General features: G+C 73.2%; 18 protein-coding genes. 8 read left to right on the forward strand and 10 right to left on the reverse strand.

Going from position 1 to position 17,358, the window contains the following annotated elements; translation table 11 throughout:
• The coding region (locus tag ACFYWQ_RS22780; protein WP_389518827.1) for a tectonin domain-containing protein at nucleotides 1-163 on the reverse strand (163 nt) is incomplete at its 3' end.
• Between the two features lie 468 nt (nucleotides 164-631).
• On the opposite strand from ACFYWQ_RS22780, the gene ACFYWQ_RS22785 reads away from it, so the two are divergent.
• Both ACFYWQ_RS22785 and ACFYWQ_RS22790 read left to right on the forward strand, forming a co-directional pair.
• Nucleotides 632-1,159 carry a peptidylprolyl isomerase gene (locus tag ACFYWQ_RS22785; RefSeq protein WP_389518695.1) on the forward strand — a complete coding sequence of 176 codons (528 nt, stop codon included), beginning with the start codon at nucleotides 632-634 and terminating at the stop codon, nucleotides 1,157-1,159.
• Between the two features lie 79 nt (nucleotides 1,160-1,238).
• Nucleotides 1,239-1,775, forward strand: a complete 537-nt coding sequence (locus ACFYWQ_RS22790; protein WP_389518696.1) for a GNAT family N-acetyltransferase — start codon at nucleotides 1,239-1,241, stop codon at nucleotides 1,773-1,775.
• 11 nt (nucleotides 1,776-1,786) lie between these two features.
• On the opposite strand, the gene ACFYWQ_RS22795 is transcribed toward ACFYWQ_RS22790, so the two are convergent.
• Nucleotides 1,787-2,572 (reverse strand): cache domain-containing protein, encoded by a 786-nt coding sequence (locus ACFYWQ_RS22795; protein WP_389518697.1) that lies wholly within the window; start codon nucleotides 2,570-2,572, stop codon nucleotides 1,787-1,789.
• A 33-nt stretch (nucleotides 2,573-2,605) separates the two neighbouring features.
• The gene (locus ACFYWQ_RS22800; protein WP_389518698.1) at nucleotides 2,606-3,343 is read right to left on the reverse strand and encodes a FadR/GntR family transcriptional regulator; all 738 of its coding nucleotides are present in this window, start codon (nucleotides 3,341-3,343) and stop codon (nucleotides 2,606-2,608) included.
• A gap of 122 nt (nucleotides 3,344-3,465) precedes the next feature.
• Between ACFYWQ_RS22800 and ACFYWQ_RS22805 the strand changes: the two genes are divergently transcribed.
• From ACFYWQ_RS22805 to ACFYWQ_RS22820, 4 genes are all read left to right on the forward strand, one after another.
• Nucleotides 3,466-4,503, forward strand: coding sequence for an ABC transporter ATP-binding protein (locus ACFYWQ_RS22805; RefSeq protein ID WP_389518699.1), 1,038 nt, complete (start codon nucleotides 3,466-3,468; stop codon nucleotides 4,501-4,503).
• Nucleotides 4,504-4,721: 218 nt separating this feature from the next.
• A complete protein-coding gene (locus tag ACFYWQ_RS22810; protein ID WP_389518828.1) occupies nucleotides 4,722-5,918 on the forward strand; it encodes an ABC transporter substrate-binding protein in 1,197 nt (398 codons plus the stop codon).
• Nucleotides 5,919-5,923: 5 nt separating this feature from the next.
• Nucleotides 5,924-6,814 (forward strand): ABC transporter permease, encoded by an 891-nt coding sequence (locus ACFYWQ_RS22815; RefSeq protein WP_389518829.1) that lies wholly within the window; start codon nucleotides 5,924-5,926, stop codon nucleotides 6,812-6,814.
• A gap of 11 nt (nucleotides 6,815-6,825) precedes the next feature.
• Complete coding sequence (locus ACFYWQ_RS22820; RefSeq protein ID WP_389518700.1) at nucleotides 6,826-7,641, forward strand: ABC transporter permease; 816 nt, start codon at nucleotides 6,826-6,828, stop codon at nucleotides 7,639-7,641.
• A 58-nt stretch (nucleotides 7,642-7,699) separates the two neighbouring features.
• Here the strand turns inward: ACFYWQ_RS22820 and ACFYWQ_RS22825 are convergent, their stop codons facing one another.
• Nucleotides 7,700-8,449, reverse strand: a complete 750-nt coding sequence (locus ACFYWQ_RS22825) for a hypothetical protein (protein WP_389518701.1) — start codon at nucleotides 8,447-8,449, stop codon at nucleotides 7,700-7,702.
• Nucleotides 8,450-8,519: 70 nt separating this feature from the next.
• The gene (locus ACFYWQ_RS22830) at nucleotides 8,520-9,230 is read right to left on the reverse strand and encodes a PH domain-containing protein (protein ID WP_389518702.1); all 711 of its coding nucleotides are present in this window, start codon (nucleotides 9,228-9,230) and stop codon (nucleotides 8,520-8,522) included.
• Between the two features lie 307 nt (nucleotides 9,231-9,537).
• Here ACFYWQ_RS22830 and ACFYWQ_RS22835 point away from each other — a divergent pair, with 307 nt between their 5' ends.
• Both ACFYWQ_RS22835 and ACFYWQ_RS22840 read left to right on the forward strand, forming a co-directional pair.
• Complete coding sequence (locus tag ACFYWQ_RS22835; protein ID WP_389518703.1) at nucleotides 9,538-9,930, forward strand: hypothetical protein; 393 nt, start codon at nucleotides 9,538-9,540, stop codon at nucleotides 9,928-9,930.
• A 107-nt stretch (nucleotides 9,931-10,037) separates the two neighbouring features.
• Complete coding sequence (locus ACFYWQ_RS22840) at nucleotides 10,038-10,439, forward strand: hypothetical protein (RefSeq protein ID WP_389518704.1); 402 nt, start codon at nucleotides 10,038-10,040, stop codon at nucleotides 10,437-10,439.
• A gap of 68 nt (nucleotides 10,440-10,507) precedes the next feature.
• Here ACFYWQ_RS22840 and ACFYWQ_RS22845 read toward each other — a convergent pair whose 3' ends face one another.
• From ACFYWQ_RS22845 to ACFYWQ_RS22865, 5 genes are all read right to left on the reverse strand, one after another.
• Nucleotides 10,508-11,362, reverse strand: coding sequence for a M23 family metallopeptidase (locus ACFYWQ_RS22845; RefSeq protein ID WP_389518705.1), 855 nt, complete (start codon nucleotides 11,360-11,362; stop codon nucleotides 10,508-10,510).
• 75 nt (nucleotides 11,363-11,437) lie between these two features.
• Nucleotides 11,438-12,331, reverse strand: coding sequence for a C40 family peptidase (locus ACFYWQ_RS22850; protein WP_389518706.1), 894 nt, complete (start codon nucleotides 12,329-12,331; stop codon nucleotides 11,438-11,440).
• A complete protein-coding gene (locus tag ACFYWQ_RS22855; RefSeq protein ID WP_389518707.1) occupies nucleotides 12,319-13,200 on the reverse strand; it encodes an RNA polymerase sigma factor in 882 nt (293 codons plus the stop codon). Before ACFYWQ_RS22855 ends, ACFYWQ_RS22850 begins: the two co-directional genes overlap by 13 nt.
• A gap of 52 nt (nucleotides 13,201-13,252) precedes the next feature.
• Entirely contained in the window at nucleotides 13,253-13,906 is a 654-nt protein-coding gene (locus tag ACFYWQ_RS22860; protein ID WP_389518708.1) for a M15 family metallopeptidase, read from the reverse strand.
• 145 nt (nucleotides 13,907-14,051) lie between these two features.
• A complete protein-coding gene (locus ACFYWQ_RS22865; RefSeq protein ID WP_389518709.1) occupies nucleotides 14,052-17,231 on the reverse strand; it encodes a BTAD domain-containing putative transcriptional regulator in 3,180 nt (1,059 codons plus the stop codon).
• Between the last annotated feature and the right edge of the window lie 127 nt (nucleotides 17,232-17,358).

Below are 17,358 nucleotides of genomic sequence, written 5' to 3' on the forward strand. Positions count from 1 at the left end.
CCGCACCGATGTCGGTCAGCGCACCGGGGATCTGCACCCACGGACTGGCGTCGTTGTTGGTGTAACGGTAGATGTTCCCGGCGGCGTTGACGCCCCACACGTTGGTCCGGGACCCCGCGTCGATCCGGACCAGCGCCCCGCTGATCTGCTTCCAGTCGGCCATGCTGCCGACTCCTCTCCGCTCGGAAGTGGTGCACGGTGACGCTCCCCAAGCGGAACGATTCACCTCATGGGTGGATGTGAAGGACGATCGGACTTATTGGCCGTCAAGGCACGTTTGCGGAGGCGGCCACCCCTCGGTGCTGGTCGGATGCCGGCCCGCCGGCCGGCCGGACGACGCGAACTGTCGTCGCTCGTGTGGGTGACGCGCGGATGTCGCGTTGACCTACGGCACCGGGCACCGCCGGCGCCCGCGCGGACCGGGTCGTCGCAGTGCCGCGCAGACCGTCGGTCCGATCGACCGCACCTTCCTCGCCATGCGGCGGCCGCCACTGTCGGCCGACCGGTCGGGTGGCTTCGTTGCGCCATGGACGGCGAGTCCGGTGCGCGGTGTCCGGCGTTGCCCGGCGCCGGACACCCTCCGCGATAACTTTGCGTACCGAACACGTCACTCACCGAAAGGGTGCTGCCTGTGACCGGGTTGTACGCCACGCTGCGGACGAACAAGGGCGACATCGAACTCCGCCTGCTGCCGGACCACGCGCCGAAGACGGTCGCGAACTTCGTCGAACTCGCCCAGGGCCGGCGCGAGTGGATCGATCCGGAGACCGGCGACAGGACGACCGGCAAGCTCTACGACGGCACGGTCTTCCATCGCGTCATCGAAGGCTTCATGATCCAGGGAGGCGACCCGCTGGGCAACGGCACCGGCGGCCCCGGCTACAGGTTCGCCGACGAGTTCCACCCCGACCTCGCCTTCACCAAGCCCTACCTGTTGGCCATGGCCAACGCCGGCCCCGGCACCAACGGGTCCCAGTTCTTCATCACCGTGTCGCCCACCACCTGGCTGACCGGCAAGCACACCATCTTCGGCGAGGTGACCGACGACGCGAGCAAGCAGGTCGTCGACGCCATCGCCACGACCCCGACCAACCCCCGTACGGACCGCCCCGTGAACGACGTCGTCATCGAGTCCGTCGCCGTCGAGGAGCGCGACTGACGACCGGGCGGGACCGGTCGACCGAGCATCAGTCGGTGCGGAGCTGACTCCGGGACCCCCGAGGAACCATCATGGAGAGATGTCAGACGACCAGCCCGCCGTGGCACCCGCCGTAGTACGGCTCCCCCACTACACGAGAGCGGAGCAGGACGAGATCCTCGGTGACGGCGACGATCCCTTCGGCGTCGCCGCGGCCGGTCTCGTCTGGCTGCCCAAAGAAGAGCACTTCGCCGTCCGACAGGGCGGGCGGCTCGTGGCGCACGCCGGCCTGCTCCGACTGCCCGTCGCGCTCGGCGACGCCCGGACAGAGGTGGTGGGCGTCGGCGGAGTGGCCGTCGCACCCGGCATGCGGGGCCGGGGGCTGGCCCGGCTGGTGGTCGCGGCGGCCCTCGACCACGCCCGCACGATGGGTCCGCGGCACGCGCTCCTGTTCTGCCGGCCTCCCCTCGTACCGCTCTACCGGCGCCTCGGATGGCACCCGCTCGACCAGGACGTACTCGTCGAACAGCCCGGGAACCGGCTGGTGACCATGCCGCTGCGGACCATGGTGACGCCCCTGCGCGACGACGCGCGCCCGCCCGCCGAGCCGGTGCGGCTGTTCTCCCTCCCCATGTGACCCCCTGCGGGTCAGCCGGCCGGTGTGACCAGGGCGAGTGAGGTTCCTTCGCAGGGGAACAGCGCGAGTCCGCCCCGCACCGCCGGACGGGACGGCTGGGCCGGGGGCGCGGTGAAGTCGAGGCCCTTGGTGAGGGAGCCCACCAGGTGGTGGGGGTCGGTGGACACCGCCACCCTGCCCCGTGCGTTGACCAGTCGGGCCGGGACGGGCAGGCGTCGCAGCAGCGGGGCGATCGTCCCCTCGAAGTGGCGCAGGTACACGTCCGCCGCGGCGACCCCGGCGAAGCGGCCCTCCACGGTGACGGGGAGGGAGAACGTCAGGCTGTACTCCTCGGAGCAGAGGTAGTCGACGTAGGGCCCCGCGATGACGCGTCCGCCGGTGTCACGGGGCCGGGCGTACCAGTCCCAGTGGGTGTAGTCGACGAAGGACGAGTGGACGCCGTCCAGGTCGAGGAGGAGGGGCCGTACGGTCCCGTCGCCGGTGGTCTGCCACCACTCCAGACAGGTGGCCGTGTCGGACAGGAGGCCGGGGGCGGCGACGAACCCGAGCCCCGACACCAGGTCGTCACGGACCAGGCGGCGGTGCAGGTCCGGCCTGAGGACCGCGAGGTCCGCGGAGAGGGGGCGCCGGTTCTCGGAGGCGACCGCGCTCAGCCGGGCCGTGCAGGCGGCCGCCGTCCGTTCGACCGTGCCGAAGACCCGCTCGACGACGTCCTGGACCGCGTCGGAGAGGGCCGCCACCGCGGCGGAGTCGACCGTGCCCGGACCCGGGGGCGTGGCGGGAAGACCGGTGGCCATGGGAGCCTCCTCACAAGCCGCGCCTCGTCTCGCTCAGAGCAACTGGAGGCGGATCCGCACCAGATGCGCCACGGTGGCCCGGACGCACTCCTCCAGCACCGTCCCCGCCACGTCGCCCGCACCATCGTGCAGCGCGGAGATTACGGCACGATGACGGTCAACGACATCCCGGGTGTGGGAATCGTCGGCGAGGGCGAGGCACACCAGGGCGCCGGCTTCGGCCTGGAGGGAGATCGCGGACCGGGTCAGGCGCGCCGACTGTGCCGCGGCGGCCGCCTCCACATGGAACCTGCCGTAGACCCGCGCCCGTTCCGACGGCTGCCGGGACCGCTCCAGCTCCGCCGCCGAACGCTCCAGCGGGGTGAGGTCCTCGGGCTCGGTGCGCTGGGCCGCCAGGCGGCCGGCGGCTCCCGACACGGCGGCCCAGTGGTCACCGAGGTCGCGCAGTCCCTCGGTGCTCCACTCCGCCAGCTGCGCGTGCAGCCGCTCGGTGGCGGGCGTGGCCGGCAGGGTCACGAAGCTGCCGCCGCCGCGGCCCCTGCGCGTGGCGACCAGCCCCCGGGCCCTGAGGGTGACCAGCGCCTCCCGCAGGGTGACGGTGGAGACGCCGAGCAGGGAGGCCAGTTCGAGTTCGCCGGGCAGCTGCTCCCCGTCCTCCAGCAGCCCCAGTTCGATGGCGTTGGTCAGACGGCGTACGACGACGTCCACCCGCGCCGCGGACTCGAGGGGCACGAAGACGGCCCGGCGAGCCGCGTGCGCTTCAAGGTTCACGGGTCGGACCCCTCCTTCTTTGTCGAGGTTTTACCCTACCTGGATCTTGAGATTTGAACTATGACTTCATATCTTTCATGTCCGACGGACGACCAACGGACGACCGCTCAGAAAGGTTCCGTATGGGAGGAAGCGCCATCCGGCTCCAGGGCCTCCGGAAGACCTTCGGCAGGACGGAGGCCGTCCGTGGAGTCGACCTGGAGATCCCGGACGGAGAGTTCTTCTCGATGCTGGGCCCATCGGGCTCGGGCAAGACCACGGTCCTGCGCCTGATCGCCGGCTTCGAGGTGCCCACCGGCGGTCTCGTCGAGCTCGCGGGACGCGACGTCACCCGGCTCGCGCCCTTCGAGCGGGACGTGCACACCGTGTTCCAGGACTACGCGCTGTTCCCCCATATGACGGTCGAGCAGAACGTGGCCTACGCCCTGAAGGTCCGGCGGGTCCCCAAAGCCGAGCGTCTGGCACAGGCACGCCGGGCGCTGGCCGGCGTGCGCCTCGAAGGGCTCGGCGACCGGCGGCCCGCCCAGCTCTCCGGAGGCCAGCGCCAGCGCGTCGCCCTCGCCCGCGCCCTCGTCGGCCGCCCGCGCGTCCTGCTGCTCGACGAACCGCTCGGCGCCCTCGACCTGAAGCTGCGTGAGCAGATGCAGGTCGAGCTCAAGGCCCTTCAGCGCGAGGTCGGCATCACCTTCGTCTTCGTCACCCACGACCAGCAGGAGGCCCTGACGATGAGCGACCGCGTCGCCGTCTTCCACCGGGGCCGCATCGAACAGGTCGGCACCCCCGCCGAGATCTACGAACGCCCGGCCACCCGGTTCGTCGCCTCCTTCGTCGGCGCCTCGAACCTGCTGGAGGGCGAGACGGCCCGCCGGGTGGCCGGCGCCGCGGGCACCTACAGCGTCAGGCCCGAGAAGATCCGGGTCCTGGAGGAGTCCGCCGTCGCCGACGACGCCGAGCACTCCACCGTCACCGGCACCGTCGCCGAGGTCGTCTACCTGGGGGACGCGACCCGCTTCCTGGTCGACCTCGACGCCGGTGGCCGTCTCACCGCGCTCCAGCAGAACCTGGAGACCTCCTCCGAGGACGTCGCCGCCTACCGCGGCAGCCGCGTCAGGCTCCGGTGGCACCGCCGCCACGCCGTCCGGGTCCCGGACACGCACTGATCCGAAGCCCTGGCCCCGCCCCGCCCGGTCCCTTCACACAGGGAGAAGTCGTGCGCCTTCACCGCCTACTCGTCATGCGCCCAGCCCGCACGTCCGCCGTACGCCCCGCCCGCATGCCCGTCGTACATCCCGACCGCACGTCCGCCGTACGCCCCGCCCGCATGCCCGTCGTCCGCACCGGCCTCATGTCCGTCGTACGTCCCCACCGCACACGCGTCGTGCGTCCCCACCGCGTCCTCACGGCCGCCGTGACGGCGGCGCTCCTCGCGGCCGTCGCCTGCGGGTGCTCCGACTCCGGCGGTTCCTCCTCCGCCGCCGGATTCGACCCGCCCGACCTGAAGGCGCGGTCCGCACTCGGCAAGGGCGAGGGCGAGGTCAACCTCATCGCCTGGGCCGGATACGTCGAGGACGGCTCCAACGACCCGAAGACCGACTGGGTCAGCGACTTCGAGAAGCGCACCGGCTGTCAGGTCAACGCCAAGACCGCCGCCAGCTCGGACGAGATGGTCAAGCTGATGAAGACCGGCCGGTACGACGCCGTCTCCGCCTCCGGAGACGCCTCCCTGCGCCTGATCGCCTCCGGTGACGCGGCCCCGGTCAACACCGACCTCGTACCGAACTACCAGAACGTCTTCGCCGGTCTGAAGAACCAGGCGTGGAACTCCGTGGACGGCGTGGCCTACGGCATCCCGCACGGGCGCGGCGCCAACCTGCTGATGTACAACACGGAGGTGGTCGAGCCCGCCCCGACCTCCTGGTCCGCGGTGTTCGACGACGCCGCGACGTACCGGGGCAAGGTCACGGCGTACGACTCGCCGATCTACATCGCCGACGCGGCCCTGTACCTGAAGGCCACCCGGCCCGAGCTGAAGATCGAGGACCCCTACGCCCTCGACCGGAAGCAGTTCGACGCCGCCGTGGACCTGCTGAAGCGGCAGAACGCGAACATCGGCGAGTACTGGAGCGACTATCTGAAGGAGATCTCCGCGTTCAAGAGCGGGGACTCCGTCATCGGCACCACCTGGCAGGTCATCACCAACCTGACCCGCGCCGAGGGAGGCCCGGTCGAGGCCGTCGTGCCCGAGGAGGGGTCCACCGGCTGGTCCGACACCTGGATGCTGTCGGCCGAGGCCGAGCACCCGAACTGCGCCTACCGGTGGCTGGACTGGATCGTCTCCCCCGAGGTCAACGCCCAGGTCGCCGAGTACTTCGGCGAGGCACCCGCCAACGCGAAGGCGTGCGACGAGACCGGCGACCCGACGTGGTGCGACACCTACCACGCCGCCGACGAGAGCTACTGGAAGAGGATCGCGTTCTGGAACACGCCCATCGAGCAGTGCCTGGACGGCCGCACGGACGTCCGGTGCGTGCCGTACGCCGAGTGGGTCCGGGCATGGACCGAGATCAAGGGCTGACCGCGATGGCCACCGCCGTGCGGACCGCCGGGCGCTCCCCCGTCCGGCGGCTCGCCGGAGCGCTGCACCGCCGTCCCCGGCTCCGTCTGTCCCTGCTGCTGGCCGCCCCCCTGCTGTGGCTGGCCGTGCTCTACCTCGGTTCGCTGGCCGTGCTGTTCGTCTCCGCGTTCTGGACGACCGACTCGTTCACCTCCGAGGTCGTGCGGGTCTGGTCCACGGACAACTTCCGGGCGCTGTTCACCACGCCGGTCTACCGGCAGGTGGTCCTGCGCAGCATCGGCGTGGCACTGGCGGTCACCGTCCTGTGCGCGGTGATCGCCTTCCCCCTCGCCTTCTACACCGCCCGGGTGGCGAAGCCCCGGTGGCGTCCGCTGCTCGTGGTCGCCGTCCTCACCCCGCTGTGGGCCAGTTACCTGGTCAAGGTGTACGCCTGGCGGCTGATCCTGTCCGAGGGCGGGCTCGCCGACTGGACGCTGCGGCCGTTCGGGCTCGACGGACCGGGGTACGGGCTCCCCGCCACGGTCCTCACACTGACGTACCTCTGGCTGCCGTACATGATCCTGCCGGTCCACACCGCGCTGGAGCAGCTGCCCGACACCCTGCTCGACGCGTCGGCGGACCTGGGCGCGCGGGCCGGGCGCACCGTCCGTTCGGTCGTCCTGCCCCTGGTGCTGCCCTCGGTCGCCGCGGGGTCGGTCTTCACCTTCTCGCTCAGCCTGGGCGACTACATCACCGTGCAGATCGTCGGCGGCAAGAGCCAGCTGATCGGCAACCTCGTCTACTCCCACTTCGAGCTCGACCTGCCCATGGCGGCCGCGCTCGGAACGGTCCCCGTGGCCGTCATCGTGCTGTATCTGCTGGCGATGCGCCGCACCGGCGCCCTGAGCAGTCTCTAGGGACGTGTGTCATGCGACTCTCCCGCTCCGCGCGCATCGCGCTGCGTGCCGCCGCCGGGCTCGGCTTCGCGGTGATCTACGGTCCGCTCCTGCTCGTCCTCGTCAACTCCCTGAACCCGGACCGCAGCGCGGGCTGGCCGCCGTCCGGCCTCACCCTCCACTGGTGGTCGGCCGCCTGGCACAACTCCGGTGCCCGGCAGGCGCTGTGGGTGTCGGTCAAGGCCGGCCTCGGTGCCACGGCCGTGGCGCTGGTCCTCGGCACGCTGATCGCCTTCGCCGTCGCCCGGCACCGCTTCTTCGGACGGGACGCCCTCTCCTTCGTGGTCGTCCTGCCGATCGCCCTGCCCGGCATCGTCACGGGCATCGCGCTCAACTCGGCGTTCGGTACCGTGCTGGAACCGCTCGGTGTCGGTCTGGGGCTGTTCACCGTGGTCGTGGGGCACGCCACCTTCTGCATCGTCATCGTCTTCAACAACGTCGTCGCCCGGCTCCGGCGCTCCTCCGGCTCGTCCGAGGAGGCGGCGGCGGACCTCGGCGCGCACGGCGTGCGCGTCTTCGCCGACGTCACCTTCCCGGCGATACGCTCGGCGTTGCTGGCGGGCGGACTGCTCGCGTTCGCGCTCTCCTTCGACGAGATCGTGGTGACGACCTTCACCGCCGGTCCGGGCGTGGAGACCCTGCCCCTGTGGATCTACGAGAACATGACGCGCCCTCAGCAGGCGCCGGTGGTGAGCGTGGTGGCGGCGGTGCTCGTCCTGCTGTCCGTGGTCCCGATCTACGTCGCCCAGCGGCTGTCCGCCGGCACCGCGACCGGCGGCCGGGTGTGAAGGGGGCGTGGACCGGCCGTGGCGCTCACGACCGGAGCCGGACGGCGCGGGACGTCGGTCACCACAGCACCCCGAAGATCATCACCCCGCCGACGAACAGCCAGAACGGGGCCCCGACGATCTTCACGACCAGTCTGCCCACCACGAAGGGCAGCCAGTCCGCGTGGGCGGCCCCCACCCGTCGCTCCGGGTCGTAGGCGAGCTGGATGCGCTGGAGGGTGCGCTTGCAGGTGTACCGGTGGACTCCGCCGTCGGCGTCCGTGTAGCCGTACACCGTCTTCTTGCCGTCCTTGCCGACGGCTTCGGCGAGGACGGTGATACCGCGCCGGCTCAGCACGACCCGGCGAACGGCCTCCGCGAGACCCGAGGCGAGCATGGCGACGCCGGCCAGGAGCGGCAGGACGCCGACGATCACCCCGAGGACGCGCGCGCCATGCGTCAGGGTCACCCACACGGCGTATCCGACGTAGGCGAGCGCCAGGACGGCGCCCAGGGTCAGGATCGCGTACAGGCCCCGGTCGCGCGGTATCCGCGTGTCGGTGACCACGGCGCCGCCCGCCGGGTCCCGTTCCTCGGGGAGTACGGCGGTCAGGGCGGCGGCGAAGGCGGCGGTGGCCGTCGGGTTGCCGCCCTCGACCCGGTGGGCCGTACCGTCGGTGAGCACGATCTCGACGGTACGCGCCTCGGCGGCCCGGACCTCCAGGACCGCCTCGAGCGGGATGTCGACCTGCCGGCCGGAACGGGTGATGTGCACGCCGTCGGGGTCGAACCTCGCGGAGACGCCTCGGCCGTTGAGAATCTGCGACATGATCATGTGACCGTCGGGACCGCCCGACGGTTGCGCAGGAACGGCGGATCCGCACCGGCGGAACGGGGTATCAGGCGGGACCGGCGGGGCGCCGGGCGGCGAGTGCCTCGCCGAGGCGGTCCAGGAGGAGGAAGAAGAGGGGGACGCAGAGCAGGGGGACGCCCACGAGCAGCAGGGACGAGTGCGTCGGCCGGTCGGTGAGGATCGCCCAGAAGTCGACGGCGAACAGGGTGGCCGCGACGACCAAGCCGCCGATCCCCGCCCGCCGCCACGCCGTGCGCCGTCGCGTCCCACGGAGGATGCGCTCCTCCTGCTCCGGCCGCGCCTCGAAGGTCGCGAGTTCGAGACGTGCGGCGGTGGCGCACAGGTCGGCGACCTCGGCGATCGGGTCGGCCAGCTGAACCTCGTCCAGGTGGGGAAGGCGGACCCGGCGCCCGTCGGTGCGGTAGAGGTACGCCTGCCAGCGCGGGCTGCGCTGCCTGCTGTCCTCGACGCGGATGCCGTAGACGTCGGACCAGGCCACGGTGCGGGTGCGCAACGGCCCCCGTACGGTGATCCCGTGGGCCGAGACGGACGTCCGTGCCCGCCACTGCTCCAGCGCCACCCCGCCACCGAGGCACAGCCAGGCCGCCAGCACCAGCACGTCCACGGACGTCGGCCCCGACAACGTCATCGACTGCAGTGCGTTGACGGCGACCAGCGCCGCCACCGCCGCCAGGGCGAGCTGCGCCAAGGGTACCCACCGCCGTCTGCGGTACTCGCGCTCGATCCCGTCGTCCATCGCCACTCCCCCGCTCTCCGGGCCCGCACGGAATCCGCGTGAGGGCGGGGGGATGCTATAGGCGGTCCCTGTGAAGGAGCCCGGCCTCCCCGCCGTGCCGTGCCGTGCCGCAGGCCCGCGCCCCGCCCGCCGAGGGCCGGCCGGCTCCCCTCTCCGAGTTCTCCGAGGTCCCCGAGGTCCCCGAGGTCCCCGAGGCGCACGACAACACCGCCCGCACTCATACGCCGGGTCCGCGTGACCCGTCCCAGCAGCGCGCGGGCGTTCACCACTCCCGTCCTGCGCCGCGACCGAAGCCGAAGGAGCACTCATGACCACCACAACGCCGGCCAGGGGGCGCGGCCGGACGGCCGCCGTCGGCGTCGCGGCCGGCGCCGCCCTCGCCGTCCTCTGCGCGGCGGGCACCGCCCACGCCCATTTCTACGTCTCGCTGCAGACCTACAGCAATGTCCGCTCCGCGCCGAACACCGGCGGCGGCGTCGTCGTCAACACCGGTTCGATCAAGGAACGGTTCTACCTGGACGGTGTCTGCTACACGCGCGGCCAGTACATCAAGTCCGGCGGCTACGGCACCGACGTCTGGTACCACGGCAGCGTCCACGACAGCGTCGACCTCACCGTGGGCCCGTACAACAACGTGTGGGTGTGGGGCGGCAACGTCGACATCGGCCGGGACCCCGCCGACTCCGTCCGCCCCTGCTGACCGGGACGGGACCCGACCGGCACCGAGGGACCGTCCCGCGCGTTCCGCCCGCTCCACGCAGCACGTCGCCGTTCCACCCAGTCCGTCCGTCTCCGAAGGAGTTCACCATGTCCCAGCGCAGCTTCCGTCTCTCCACCGCCGTGGTGGCCGGCGCGGTCGTCGCCCTGTTCGGGGCCGCCGTACCGGCCCAGGCCGTGGACGCCGCCCGGCCGTCCGCGTCGTCCACGTCGTCCACGTCGTCCACCCGCGTCGCAGCGAGCGACAGGATCCTCCAGCCGCACAGCAATGTCCGCACCGGGCCCGGCAGGTCGTACCGGATCGTGGCGAACACCGGCTCCGAGTGGGGCAGTGGCGTGGCCCAGTGCTACGTCCGCGGCGAGTACGTCTCGTCCGGCGGCTGGGGCAGCAACGAGTGGTACCTGCTGAACGTCGACTTCGGCGGCGTCCAGTACTACGAGGTCTGGGCCTGGGCCGGCAACGTCGTCGTCGGCGGCCTTCCCCACTGCTGAACCCCCGCGCACACGACCGTGCCCCGGGCCCTCCGACGAGGGCCCGGGGCACGGTCGTGGTGTGCGGGTCAGCGGCACTCGGGTACGCCCGGCAGCCAGGCGTCCCTGTGGTCGATGTAGATGTTGGACAGGTAGCCGCCGAGGGCCGGGACATGGGCCCAGGCGTCGTTGCGGAGGCCCTCGGCCTCCACCAGGTCGCCGCGCTTCTGGCAGTCGACGTACACCGGCGTCGGCCCGGACAGCGTGGTGACGACGCGGGAGTTCAGCCGGACGTCCTCACGGACCCGGACGCCGGAGCCCCAGGTGGTGAAGTTCGTGCCGGGGTTCCCACCGCCGCCGCCCGGCGTGCAGGGCAGGCTCACCCCGCGCGCGCCGAGGTAGGCGATCGGGTCGGTGCCCCGGGTGCTGGACGTCGAGGTGTGCGCCTCGAAGTGCAGGTGGGGGCCGGTGGACTGGCCCTCGGAGCCCATCCGGGCGATGTGCTGGCCGCCGTTGACCCGCTGGTTGACCGAGACCAGCCGCTCGTACATGTGGCCGTACTCGGTGACGGTGCCGTCGTCGTGGCGGATGCGGATCCACTGGCCGTAGCCGCTCGCGGGGCCCGAGGCGATGACGGTGCCGGGGCCGGTCGCGTAGATCGGCGTGCCCCGGTTGTTGGCGATGTCCACGCCGTCGTGGCCGGAGTGGTAGCCCTGGGTGACCCGCCCGGCGGCGGGGCACGAACCGCTGTAGGCGGCGACGGCCGTGGGGGCGGACGCGGCGGGCGCGGCGCCGGCGCCGGCCGCGGACAGCGGGATCAGCGCGGCGGCCGACACGACGGCGGCCAGCGCGGCCGCGATGCGGGCCGTGAACTCGGGCCGGGGCCGGGGCCGGGACGGTGACTGGGACTGGGACGGTGACTGGGGCGAGCGTGTCGTCGACATGGAAGTGGTGTCCTTCGTGCGGGCACACGAACCGGTGGACGTGTGCGTGTGGGGGGCCGGGCGGCCGAGGGTCGGTCAGAAGTCGCAGGTCGGGACGTCGAGCCACGCCTTCGGGTCGTCGATGAAGATGTTGGAGATCCAGGCGCCGTACGCCGGCAGGTACGACCAGGCGTCGTTGCGGTGCCCCTCGGCCTCCACCGGCTCGGCGTGCTTCTGGCACTGCACGTCGACCGGCGTGGGCCCGTTCAGCCGGGCCTTGACCTCGGCCCGTGTGCTGGGCTGGGCCCGCAGGTTGACGCCCGTGCCCCACGTCACGTACCGCTTGGTGCCCGGGGCCGGCTGTCCACCGCCGCCGGTGATGCGGATGGCGCCCGCGTACTCCGCGTTGAGGCGGACGGTGCTGACCATCACGCGCGTCCCGGACTCGCGGGCCTCGACCATCTTGCCGCCGCCCAGGTAGACGGCGATGTGGTGCACGGTGCCCAGGTTGCCGGGGTTCTTCGCCCAGAAGACCAGGTCGCCCGGCTGGAGCGGGGCGGTGCCCTGACCGCGGCCGAAGCGGGCGGTGGCGCCCTGCCACTGCGCCTGGTTCCAGGAGCCTTCGGGGAGCAGGATGCCCGCGCCCTGCCAGGCCGCGTACTGCACCAGGTGCGAGCAGTCGAAGCCCTTCACCTGGCTGTCGTGCGATCCGGGACCGCCGCCGGGGTAGTCCTTCCCGTACGTGGGTCCGTGGATGGAGCCGCCGCCCCAGGAGTACGGGACTCCCAGTTGGCTGCACGCGGCGTCGACGACGGCCCGGGCCTGCGCGGAGGCCTCGGCGAGCGGCCGGCAGTCGGCCGCCGCCGCCGGGCGCTGCGGTGCCGCCGGTGCGGCCGGTGCCGCGGTGGCGGTCATCGCGCTCGTCGTGCCGAGCATCGCGGCGAGCAGGATGCCCCCTGCCGCGGTCATCGTCCGGTTCATGCTGCGCATGTGCTGTCCCCCGGTTTCCTTTGCTCTCGGTGTGCGGGTGAGTGGGGTGTGAGTGGGTGGGGTGCGGGTGGTCGGTGTGTGGGTGGGTGGGGTGCGGGCGGGTGGGGTGCGGGCGGGTGGTGCGGGCGGGCCGGGTGGGTGGTCCGGTCCGGCGCCGTCGGGTCCGCGGCGGCCTGGTTCCTGCCGGCCTGGTCCGGGTCGGTCTGGTCCGGGTCGGCCTGGTCCGGGTCGGCCTGGTCCGGGTCGGCCTGGTCCGGGTCTCGGCGGGCCTTCGGGGACGAGACGGTGTCCGGGAGCGGTCCGTATGCCTGGAGTGCGGCACGGATCTTGGCCAGTGCTCGCTGCCGGTTGCGCTGGACGGTGCCGCGGTGCGTGCCGAGCCGGTCCCCGGCGGTGTCGTGGCTGAGCCCTTCGATGTCGACGAGGATGACGGCCGCCGCCTCCTTGGCGGACAGGCCGCGCAGCAGGTCGACGACGGCCGACTCCGCCTCGCGCAGGGCGAGACCGCCGTCCCAGCCCGGGTCGGGCAGCCGTTCGCAGCACACTTCGCGGCGGGAGGCCTGCTGCCAGGAGTCGCGCAGCAGGTTGAGCGCGGCGACGCAGGTGTAGGCGTAGGCGTGCCGCTGGCGGGCGAGTCTGCGGGCGTGCGCCCGCCGGGCGAGGCGCAGATAGGTGTCCTGGAGCAGGTCGTCGGCGTCGTGCGGGTCGCCGGTCAGGGCGAGCAGCCGGCGCCGCAGCCGCGGCATGGCGGCGGTGAACGCCGTGTCGAACTCCTCCGGTGTCATCCAGTCGCCGGAGGCCGGTGCCTCGACGTCCGCGCCGGCCGGGTCGGCGGCGCGCGTGCTGGTGTCGGTGTGCGTGCTGTTCATGGGATCCCCCGTCTGCGCGGGCGGTCACTCCGCGCAGGCGTCCGTGGGTCGGTCAACCCAGGTCGGTGGGCCCGTACCGGGCGGCCGGCCGCCCGGTGACGAGGGCCCAGTAACGGTCGCCGAACGACCAGTGCCACCACTCGGTCGGGTAGTTGACGAACCCGGCCGCGGTGAGGGCCCGGTCCATCAGCTCCCGGTGGGCACGGGCCTCGGCGTCGATGCCGGGCGCCGCCGTGCGGCAGGCGCCCGCGCTCTCCTCGGGGGTGGCGTTGACCTCGGTGCCGAGCGGCAGTTCGGTGCCGTCGTCGGTGCACAGGGTCAGGTCCACCGCTCCCCCGCTGACGTGCGGTGCCACGTCGGGCGGCGCGATGTACGCGCTGGTGACCTCGCGTATCCGCGCCTCCGAGGCGTCCGGGTGAGCGGTCCGCATGACGGCCTCGTACTCCTCGTAGTAGCGACGTTGCAGTCCGGGCGGCCGGAATCCCTCCACCACCAGGAAGCGGACGCCGTCGGGCAGCCGGCGCTGCGCCTGGAGCAGGCGCTCCAGCACGCCGGTGCGCAGATGGGCGTAGGAGCCGTCGCCGTCGGCCTGCCGTGCGTCCATGCGCAGCCGGCCGTCCGCGCGCAGGTCGGCCAGGGGTTCACCGCACTCCTCGACGGGAGTGCGCGCCACCCGGGGGTCCGAGAGCAGGATGATGTCTGTCATGCCGTCAACGGTGGCCGAGGGGCCTGCAGAAGTGATGCACATCTTCTGCAGAGCCCTGTGCAGGCAGATCGTCGCGGGCCGGCCGGCCCTCGTGGACCGGTCTGCTGTCATGAGCCGGTCCGTCGCCGTGGGCCGGTCGTCGGGGTCAGCCCTCGCCGGGTCGGCCGGTCTCCGCCGCCTCCCGGCTGTCCAGGCGGCGGAAGACCTCCTGGGCCTCGGCGCGGGCCGCCTCGGCGGACGCGTCGTCGCCGCGGCCGCGGGCGACGGTGGCCAGGTCGCGCAGGGTGCGGGCCCGCCACAGCGGCAGGCCGAGCCCGTCCCACAGGGCGAGCGCCCGGCGCAGCGCCTCCTCGGCGGCGTCGAGGTCACCGGCGGCCAGCCGGCACTCGCCCAGGGTGCGCAGCACGAGTGCCTCCCCGAAGGTGTCCTGCTGTTGCCGGGTGACCTCCAGGCAGGCGGCGAGCCGCTCCCGGGCCTCGGCGAGCCGGCCCTGACGGACGTGCACCTTGGCCAGTGACTGCCCGGCGTACATGGCGCCGAACACGTCGTCGTCCTCCTCGAAACGGCGCAACGCCTGGGTGAAGAGGTCCTCCGCCTCGGCGAGCCGGCCCAGTGCCCGGTGGCACAGGCCGAGCGAGCGCAGGGTGAGTGCCTCGCCGTGCCGGTCCGCGGCCTTCCGGTACAGCTCCAGGGCGCGGGTGAGTTCGCGCCACGCCTCGTCGTGCCGGCCCTGCTCGCGGTGGACGTAGCCGATGCCGTAGAGGACGTGGGCGCAGGCGACCTGGTCGCCGAGCCGCTCGTACGCGGCGAGCGCGGGCCGCAGCAGTTCCAGTGCCTCGGCGTAGCGGGCCTGTTCACGGCGGGCGGAGCCCATGCCGGCGAGCGCGGCGGCCCGTCCACGGACCGCGCCGGCACCGTCCGGATCGGGTGCGATCCGCTCGAACAGCCGCAGCGCGTCAGCGAAGTACGCGTACGAATCGTCGAACCGGTCTTGTTCGTAACGGAGTTGGCCCAGTCCGTTCAGCAGCCAGGCCTCGTCCTCGGTGTCCCCGCAGCGGCGTACGGCCTCGAGGGCGACGGTGTGGGAGCGGGACCAGGCGTCGAACCGGTTGTAGAGGGCCGCCGAACTCGCTATCAACACGCCGGCCAGGTCCCGGGCGGCCCGTGTCCGGCCGTGGGCGGCGCAGTGCACCACGCCGGCGGTCAGACAGGCCTGCTCGGAGGCGAACCAGTCGGCGGGGCGGGCGAGCAGCGCCTCCTCGACGGCGGCGTCGAGGGGCCGTTCGGCGTGCGGCTCGGGGACGAGGCGGGAGGCGCCGCCGGGGGCGCGGGCGGCGGCCCCGCGGGCCAGCGACAGCCAGCAGGCGACCAGCCGTGCCACGGCGGCCTCGCGTTCCTCGGCGGTCTCCTCCGCCAGGCAGCGTTCGCGGGCGTGTTCGCGGGCCAGGTCGTGGATGCGGTAGCGGATCTGGCCGACGCCGTCGACGCCGACGAGTTCGATGAGGTGGCAGTCCACGAGCCGTTCGACGGCGTCCTCCGCGTCCTCCACGCTCACGTCCAGCAGCGGGGCGGCGATCCAGGCGGCGAAGTCGGGCAGTTCCATCAGGGCGAGCCGGCGCAGCACCCGCCGTTCCTGCGGGCCCAGTTCGGCGTAGCCGAGTTCCAGGCTGGTGCGCAGTTCGAGGTCGCCGGCCCGGAGTTCGTCGAGCCGGCGGCGTCCGTCGCGCAGCCGGGCGGCGAGCCGGGCGGGCGCCCAGTGCGGACGGGCGGCGAGCCGGGCGCCGGCGATCCGCACGGCGAGCGGCAGCCGTCCGCACAGCCGGACGATCTCGGCGACCGTGTCGGGCTCGGCTTCGGTGCGCTCGACTCCGGCGACCCGGCCGAACAGCGCCATCGCCTCCTCCTCGGCGAGCTCCGTCAGGTTCAGGCGGACCGCGCCCTCCAGGGCGACGAGCCGGCGGCGGCTGGTGATGAGGACGCCGGAGCCGGGTCCGGGCGGCAGCAGGGGCCGTAGTTGTGCCTCGCCGGCGGCGTTGTCCAGGACGATCAGGATGCGGCGGCCGGTGAGGTGCGTGCGGTAGAGGGCGACCAGGTCCTCGGCGTCGGCGGGCAGGGCGTCGGGGTCGACGCCGACGGCGCGCAGCAGCCGGGCCAGTGCGTCGGTGGTGCGCAGCGGCGCGGAGTCGGCGGCCCTCAGGTCGAGGAAGAGCCGTCCGTCGGGGAACCGGTCGGCCATCCGGTGGCCCGCGTGCACGGCGAGGGCCGTCTTGCCGGTGCCCGAGCGGCCGGTGATGACACCGATCGGCGGGGCGGTCCGCTCCGGGGTGCCGCTGCCGGCCAGGACGGCGACCGTCCAGGCGATCTGCTCCTCCCGCCCGACGAAGTCGGCGACGTCGGGCGGGAGTTGGGAGGGGATGCGCGGGGGCGGACCGGCGGCGCGGGGGGCGTCGGCGGGCACGGGCACGGCGGCGGACGCGGGAGCGGTCGGGGACGCGGACGCGGGGCCGGTGGCGGTCGCGGCTGCGGCGGTGCGGGGCGGGCGGGTGGCGGCGGGCGTGGTCCGTGGGGGGCCGAGCACCTCGGTGTCACCGGTCAGCAGCGCCTGATGCAGGGCGCGCAGCTCGGGCCCCGGGTCGATACCCAGTTCGGTGCGGAGGAGCTCGCGCCCCTCCCGGAAGACGCGGAGGGCGTCCGGGAGGCGGCCGGCGCGGAACAGCGCGGTCATCAGCTGTCCGCGCGGCCGTTCGCGCAGCGGGTGGGCGCGGACGTGCGCCAGCAGCTCCGGGATGACGTCGTCGGCGCGGTTCAGCGCCAGGTCGAGGGCGTACGTCTCCTCCCGGGCGACGAGCCGCAGCTCGACGAGCCGGGACGCCTCGGTGCGCGCGAAGAACTGCCCGAGCCCTTCCAGCGCGTCCCGGCCGCGCCACAGTCCCAGCGCCTGCCGGAGGATGTCCGCCGCCTCGGCGGTGCGGCCCTCCGCGGCCGTACGGCGCCCCAGCGCGAGACCGGCCTCGAAGCGGCGGGCGTCGATCCGCTCGGCGGGGAAGGCGGCCAGGTAGCCCGGTGAACGGGTCTGGATCGCGCGGGCGGCGCCCACCGGGGTGAGCGCCCTGCGCAGGGCGGCGATGTGCGAGGCCACGAGGGCGCCGGCGGTCGCGGGCGCGTGCTCCTCCCACACGAGGTCCACCAATCGCTCGGTGGAGACGACTTCACCCGGATGGATGACGAGCGCGGCGAGGATGGCGGTCGGTTTGGGGCCGCCCAGGGGGAGGCGCCGGTCCTCGAACCACACCTCGGCCGGACCGAGAAGGCGCACGTCCAGCATGATTTCCCGTCCTGACAGGTCAGCGACGGGGCCACCCTACCGGCGGGGTGGGACAGGCACGGAGAAAACCGGACGGACTCCTTCCCCCGTCCGCGCCTCCTGCCCGCTCATACGGGAGCGCCGCCGT

Origin of the sequence: Streptomyces sp. NPDC003247 (genome assembly GCF_042888135.1) — a bacterium.
GTDB lineage: Bacteria > Actinomycetota > Actinomycetes > Streptomycetales > Streptomycetaceae > Streptomyces.

Excerpts from the sequence above, each read along its gene's own strand:
- ACFYWQ_RS22855 (WP_389518707.1), bottom strand. The coding sequence starts at position 13,200 with ATGAACAGCACGCACACCGACACCAGCACGCGCGCCGCCGACCCGGCC.
- ACFYWQ_RS22845 (WP_389518705.1), bottom strand. The coding sequence starts at position 11,362 with ATGTCGACGACACGCTCGCCCCAGTCACCGTCCCAGTCCCAGTCACCG.
- ACFYWQ_RS22865 (WP_389518709.1), bottom strand. The coding sequence starts at position 17,231 with ATGCTGGACGTGCGCCTTCTCGGTCCGGCCGAGGTGTGGTTCGAGGAC.
- ACFYWQ_RS22860 (WP_389518708.1), bottom strand. The coding sequence starts at position 13,906 with ATGACAGACATCATCCTGCTCTCGGACCCCCGGGTGGCGCGCACTCCC.
- ACFYWQ_RS22830 (WP_389518702.1), bottom strand. The coding sequence starts at position 9,230 with ATGGACGACGGGATCGAGCGCGAGTACCGCAGACGGCGGTGGGTACCC.
- ACFYWQ_RS22815 (WP_389518829.1), top strand. The coding sequence starts at position 5,924 with ATGGCCACCGCCGTGCGGACCGCCGGGCGCTCCCCCGTCCGGCGGCTC.
- ACFYWQ_RS22840 (WP_389518704.1), top strand. The coding sequence starts at position 10,038 with ATGTCCCAGCGCAGCTTCCGTCTCTCCACCGCCGTGGTGGCCGGCGCG.
- ACFYWQ_RS22820 (WP_389518700.1), top strand. The coding sequence starts at position 6,826 with ATGCGACTCTCCCGCTCCGCGCGCATCGCGCTGCGTGCCGCCGCCGGG.
- ACFYWQ_RS22835 (WP_389518703.1), top strand. The coding sequence starts at position 9,538 with ATGACCACCACAACGCCGGCCAGGGGGCGCGGCCGGACGGCCGCCGTC.
- ACFYWQ_RS22790 (WP_389518696.1), top strand. The coding sequence starts at position 1,239 with ATGTCAGACGACCAGCCCGCCGTGGCACCCGCCGTAGTACGGCTCCCC.
- ACFYWQ_RS22805 (WP_389518699.1), top strand. The coding sequence starts at position 3,466 with ATGGGAGGAAGCGCCATCCGGCTCCAGGGCCTCCGGAAGACCTTCGGC.
- ACFYWQ_RS22825 (WP_389518701.1), bottom strand. The coding sequence starts at position 8,449 with ATGTCGCAGATTCTCAACGGCCGAGGCGTCTCCGCGAGGTTCGACCCC.
- ACFYWQ_RS22850 (WP_389518706.1), bottom strand. The coding sequence starts at position 12,331 with ATGCGCAGCATGAACCGGACGATGACCGCGGCAGGGGGCATCCTGCTC.
- ACFYWQ_RS22795 (WP_389518697.1), bottom strand. The coding sequence starts at position 2,572 with ATGGCCACCGGTCTTCCCGCCACGCCCCCGGGTCCGGGCACGGTCGAC.